At 70.9% G+C, this 5,400-nt stretch carries 6 protein-coding genes; 1 reads left to right on the top strand and 5 read right to left on the bottom strand.

Features of this window, described 5'->3' with window-relative positions:
- On the top strand, positions 1–449 hold a 449-nt coding region (locus H0U68_RS07080; protein WP_296354024.1), incomplete at its 5' end, for a DMT family transporter.
- On the opposite strand, the gene H0U68_RS07075 is transcribed toward H0U68_RS07080, so the two are convergent.
- The 5 genes from H0U68_RS07075 to H0U68_RS07055 all read right to left on the bottom strand — a co-directional run.
- Positions 397–1,161 (bottom strand): ZIP family zinc transporter, encoded by a 765-nt coding sequence (locus H0U68_RS07075; RefSeq protein ID WP_296354022.1) that lies wholly within the window; start codon positions 1,159–1,161, stop codon positions 397–399. The genes H0U68_RS07080 and H0U68_RS07075 overlap by 53 nt on opposite strands.
- Before the next feature lie 57 nt (positions 1,162–1,218).
- Positions 1,219–2,262 carry a pirin family protein gene (locus H0U68_RS07070; protein ID WP_296354020.1) on the bottom strand — a complete coding sequence of 348 codons (1,044 nt, stop codon included), beginning with the start codon at positions 2,260–2,262 and terminating at the stop codon, positions 1,219–1,221.
- Between the two features lie 54 nt (positions 2,263–2,316).
- Positions 2,317–2,793, bottom strand: coding sequence for a peptidylprolyl isomerase (locus H0U68_RS07065; RefSeq protein WP_296354018.1), 477 nt, complete (start codon positions 2,791–2,793; stop codon positions 2,317–2,319).
- Positions 2,790–3,995: an MFS transporter gene (locus tag H0U68_RS07060; RefSeq protein WP_296354026.1), complete on the bottom strand. Its 1,206-nt coding sequence runs from the start codon at positions 3,993–3,995 to the stop codon at positions 2,790–2,792. The genes H0U68_RS07065 and H0U68_RS07060 overlap by 4 nt, the downstream gene beginning before the upstream one ends.
- Before the next feature lie 101 nt (positions 3,996–4,096).
- The coding region (locus H0U68_RS07055; RefSeq protein ID WP_296354016.1) for a polysaccharide deacetylase family protein at positions 4,097–5,400 on the bottom strand (1,304 nt) is incomplete at its 5' end.

Here is a 5,400-nt window from a genome sequence, read left to right as displayed (position 1 = left end):
CCGGGGTGGCGCCGCGCACGCTGGCGTCGGGCAGCCTGCTGGGCGCCGCGCTGGTGTTCGCGCTGCCCGGATTCGCCGCGTGGCCCGACACGCCGCCCGGCGTGCGCGCCTGGATCGCCATCGTGCTCGCCGGATCGTTCTGCACCGCGGGCACGGCGCTGATGTATTTCCGCCTGATCGAGCGGATCGGTCCGGCGCGCGCGCTGTCGGTGACCTTCGTGCTGCCGGTGTTCGCCGCCCTCTACGGCACAGTGTTCCTCGGCGAGCCGCTGACGCTTCGCACGGTGCTGTGCGGCGCCATCGTCGTGCTGGGCACCGCGCTGGCCGTCGGCGTGCTGGACCCCGCCCGCTTCACCCGGCGGCGCGCCGCGCCCAGCCCTGCCGTTACCTCTGCCGTTACCCCTGCCACTTCGACAGCACGAACGCCGCCAGAAACCCCGCCACCGTGATCAGCCCGGCCGCGTTGTGGGCGGACGCGAAGGCCTCCGGCATCATGGTGTCGGCCAGCATCGCCAGGATGGCGCCGGCCGCGACGGCCGTGGTCGCCGCCACCCATTCGGGCGACACGTCGTTGAACAGCGCGCAGCCGGCCCAGGCCGAGATGCCTGATGCCAGCGCGATCGCGCCCCAGACGGTGAACACGTAGGCGGCCGAGCGGCCCGACTTGCGCATGCCGGACGCGCTGGACAGGCCTTCGGGAATGTTGGAGAGGAACACCGCGATCACCGCCACCATGCTCACCGCGCCGCCCTCCAGCAGGCTCAGGCCGATGACAATGGACTCGGGCACGCCGTCGAGCAGCGCGCCCACCGCCATGGCCATGCCGCTGCCCGACTGGTCATCTTCCTTGGGCTGGAGGCCTTCGGTGGAGCGCTTGCGGTGGCGTGCGCCGTAGTGGGCCAGCAGCCAGTTGGCGCCCGTGTAGACCACCGCGCCGCCGATGAAGCCGAGCGCGGTGGAGTCGAAGCCGCCGCGCCTGAACGCCTCGTCCATCAGCTCGAAGGCCAGCGCCGAGATCAGCACGCCGGCGCCGAACGCCATGATGCCGGCCACCAGCCGCTGCGGCACGTGCAGGAACCAGCCGAGCACGGCGCCCAGCAGCAGGGCGCCGCCGGCCAGCAGGCCCCACAGGCCGGCCTGGAGCGAGAGGGGAAGGGTCATGCCGCCGAGCCTAAGCGGCGGTGCGCACGGCGCGCGTAGGAACGCGCCGCGCGCGGGTCAGGACCGCTGTTCGGTGCTGCCGTCCGGGTGCCTGGCGAAGCGCTTCGCATCGGCCCCATGCACCGGCGCGCCGTCGGCGAACGGCCAGCCGCCGAACTGGGTGCGGCGGTAGTCCTGCATGGCCTGCCGGATCTCGGCTTCGGTGTTCATCACGAACGGGCCGTACTGCGCCACCGCCTCGCCGATCGGTCGGCCTTGCAGCAGCAGGAATTCGCTGACCGTGTCGCCCGCGGCCAGCTCCACCGGCACGCCGGCTTGCAGCGTCACCGCCGCCGGCGCCGCCACGTCCTGGCCGCCGATGCGCGCTGTCGTGCCCTTGAAGAAGTACAGCGTGCGCTGCGTGTCCTCGCCCGCCGCCGCGGGCAGTGTCCACGCCGCGCCGGGCTCCATGCGCACGGTCCAGATGGCGACGTCGGCTTCGGCCTGCGCGGCCCAGGAATCGGGCGGCGGCGCGGGCGCCACCAACGACTCGGCATCATTGCCGGCCTGCGCATAGCGGCCGGCCACCACGGCGAGCCCGGTCTTGCGGCCCTGCGCGTCCTCGATGGCCTGGCGCGGAATGTCCTCGGCCCACAGCATGGTGAAGTGCGGTGCGGCCATCTTGTTGCGCGCCGGCAGGTTCAGCCAGATCTGGAACAGCTCCAGCGGGTTGGCTTCATCGCGCCGCAGCAGCGGGAACATCTCCGAGTGCACGATGCCTCGCCCGGCGGTGACCCACTGCACGTCGCCGCCGCCGAAGCGCGCCGTGGCGCCCAGCGAGTCGCTGTGGTCGATCAGGCCCTTGCGCACGATGGTCACGGTCTCGAAGCCGCGGTGCGGGTGCGCCGGAAAGCCCGGCACCGTCTCGCCGTGGTACATGCTCCAGCCGTCCTTGCGGCTGAAGTCCTGGCCGATGTCGCGGCCGGCCAGCGGCACGGCCGGGCCCATCTGCGCGTTGCCCTGCGGATAGGCATCGTCGTGGTAAGCGCAGAAGAGGAAAGGGTCGCTGGTTTCCCAAGGAAAACCGAGGGGACGCACCTGCAGCACCGGGCTGGACGGCATGGCTTGGCCTTTCAAAGAAACAAGCTGCGGGCGGCGCCCCGCGCTTTCAAGCGCTCAGTGGTGGTGCCCGTGCTCGCCGTGCACGTGGCCGTGCGCCAGTTCCTCGGCCGAGGCTTCGCGCACGCCCGTGACCTTCAGGGAAAAGCGCAGGGCGCGGCCGGCCAGCGGATGGTTGCCGTCCAGCAGCACCTTGTCGCCCTTGATCTTCATCACGTGGAACACGTGCGGCTCGCCGCCGTCGGTGCGGCCTTCGAGCTGGCCGCCGACCTTCACGCCGGGCGGGAATTCGCTCTTGGGAATGGTGCGTTCCAGCGCCGGGTCGCGCGCACCGAACGCGTCTTCGGGCTGCAGGTTGAGCGTGATCTCGTCGCCGCTCTCGCGGCCTTCCAGGGCTTCCTCGATCTTCGGCAGCGTGTTGTTGTAGCCGCCGTGCAGGTAGACCATGGGCTCGCGGCTGGCCTCGATCAGCTTGCCGGTGGGCTCGGCCACCTTGAATTGCAGGGTCACGACAGTGTCTTTGGCGATTTTCATGCGCCCGATTCTGCCGCCTGCGCGGCCCGCGCGGCGCGCGGCTGGGGCAAGACCCTGTAGGCCAGCGCGCCCAGCACCAGCATCAGCGCGATGGCGCCCAGCACCACGCGGAACGGCTCCAGGCCAGCGGCCGGCGCCAGCGATGCCACCACGCCGGTCAGCCACTGCATCAGCCCGACGCCCAGGAAGATCGCCATGGTGAACACGGCCATGGCGCGGCCGGTCATGGCCGCCGGGTAGGCGGCGCGCACGTCCGCGTACTGCAGCACCATGTAGCCCGACAGCATGCCGACGGCGATGGCGCCCGCCACGTCCAGCGCCGCGCCCGGCCCGGCGGCCATCAGCGCGAACACCACGGCCAGCAGCAGCGTGTAGCCGGCGATCCAGCGCCTGCGGCCGGCGCCGGGGTCGAGCCGGCCGAACAGCGGCGGGCCCAGCATGCCGACGACCGACACGGCCAGCGCCACGTTGCCGCTTTGCACCAGCGAGAAGCCGTGGCGCGCGATCAGCATCGGGCCGAGCCACAGCCCGCGCAGCGAGAGGAACGACGCATAGGTGACCAGCGCCAGCGCCAGGATGCCCCAGGTGTGCGGCAGCCGGAACAGCTCGCCGTAGCTGCGCAGCGCCTGCAGCAGCGGCGTGCGCTCGCCGCGCGCCGGCACGCCGCCCGGCTCGCGCACCAGCACCAGGATGGACAGCCAGGCGAGCGCCGAGCACAGCGCCAGCGCGACGAAGCCGGCGCGCCACGAGCTGTGCTCGATCAGCCAGGCCAGCGGCGTGCCGGTCAGCAACAGGCCGATGGAGCCGACGCCCAGGATCAGGCCCGACACCGCGGCGAAGCGCTCGGGCGGGAAGCTGCGCGCGATGAACACCGTGCACACCAGAAAGGCCGGCGCGCAGCCGATGCCGTTGAGCACCTGGCCGGCCACCAGCCAGCCGAAGGAGGGCGCCGCCGCCGCGACGGCAGCCCCGGCAATGGCCAGCGGCGAGAAGAACAGCACCGTGCGGCGCAGCCCGAACACGTCGATGCCGATGCCCATGGCGAACTGCAGCGCGCCGAAGGAGAAATGGAAGGCGCCGGCGAACACGCCCAGGTCCTGCGCCGACAGCGCGAACTCGCGCTGCAGCGGCGGCGCCATGATGGCCGGCAGCGAGCGGAACGCCTGGCTGAGCGAAAAGCCGGTGGTCAGCGCCAGCAGCATCAGCCAGGCGGTGCGGGGAAGCGGCAGGGAGGTGGCGGGGTCGGGCGCGGTCACGAGCGCCCGACTGTAGGGCAATCGGCGCCCCCCCGCCCCGCCCTTGGCTACACCGGCTTCGCCACGAACTGCAGCGTCTTGGAGCCCGAGACCTTGACCATCCAGAAGCTGCCGCCGTCGGCGACGGTGGCGTTGCCGCTCACCAGCCTGGGCTTCTGGTAGCGCGTCTTCGCGAGCTTCCAAACGGTGCCGCTCAGGTTCGAGGGATGTGTCGCGTCGAAGCGGGTGCTGCCGTCGCTCTGCACGGCCTGGGTCCACTTCACGGCCAGGCGGCGCTGCAGCGCGTCCGACAGCGCCGGCATGGTGTACCAGCGGAAATTGGCCGCTCCCTTGGACTGCGTATAGGCCATCAGGTCCTGCACCACGTCGACCCATTCGTAGGCGCCCGGCGGGTGCATGTAGATCAGGCGGTTGGTGTCGTTCTGGATCGAGAAGTCCACCAGGTCGTGGTACCAGGCGATCACGTCCGCCTTCGGCACGTTGAAGTACTGCCATTCCTCGAAGGTGGCGTACATGCCGTTGGGCGTGACCGGGAACACGTAGAGCTTCGGGTTGAGCAGCTGGCCGTCGCGGAAATGGCGGGTCGCGCCAAGCCCGGTATGGCCCAGGAAATAAGCGCCGACCACGCCCTGCTGCTCCAGCCAGGTCATCGCCCACTTCGGGTTGTTGCCCTCGGGCGCCGAGTAGCTGCGCGACGGCTTGCCCAGCAGGCCGTCGACCGCCTGCTGGTTCAGCTGCAGGTAGCTCAGGAACTCAAGCGAGTTGGTTTCGTTGGCATTGCCGCCGTAGTAGTCGTGGATCCAGCCGCCGTGGTTGCCCACGTCCTGGCCGGCCGCCACCAGCCGCTTGAGCAGGTCCTGCGCGACCAGGTTGTTGTTGAGATTCCAGCCCAGGCCGTCGCCGAACCCGATGGTGTCCGGACCGGCGGTGATGTGCATGGAGCTCGGGGCCGCCGGGTTGAACAGCCCCAGTTGTTCCAGCGCCAGTGTCGGCGCCTGCGCGTCCATGGAATCCAGGTGCCAGTTCAGCGTCAGGCCGGCCACCGCGCCGGGCATGGGCGAGATGTAGGGCGCCTTGCCCATCTGGCGCACGAAGTAGCTGAGGAACCCGTGCAGCGGCAGCGCGTCGGTGCGGCCCTTCAGGTAGGTCAGCGGCAGGTTCACGAACAGCACTTGGCCGGCGCCGGCGCTGTTGACGCCGGCGACCAGGCCGAACTGCGGCGAGCTGGCCAGCGTGAGGCCGGCGAAGTCGCCGCGCGTGACGTAGCTCGGATAGGTAAGGTAGCCGATCAGGTAGCCTGAAAGCGCGTCCAGGCTGTCGGCTGCGAGCGTGCTCGCCTGCGGCGCAAGCG

The organism is Ramlibacter sp. (genome assembly GCF_013697775.1).
GTDB lineage: Bacteria > Pseudomonadota > Gammaproteobacteria > Burkholderiales > Burkholderiaceae_C > Ramlibacter.
The sequence above is the reverse complement of the archived record's forward strand: the minus strand, read 5'-3'. Positions and strand labels throughout refer to the sequence as shown.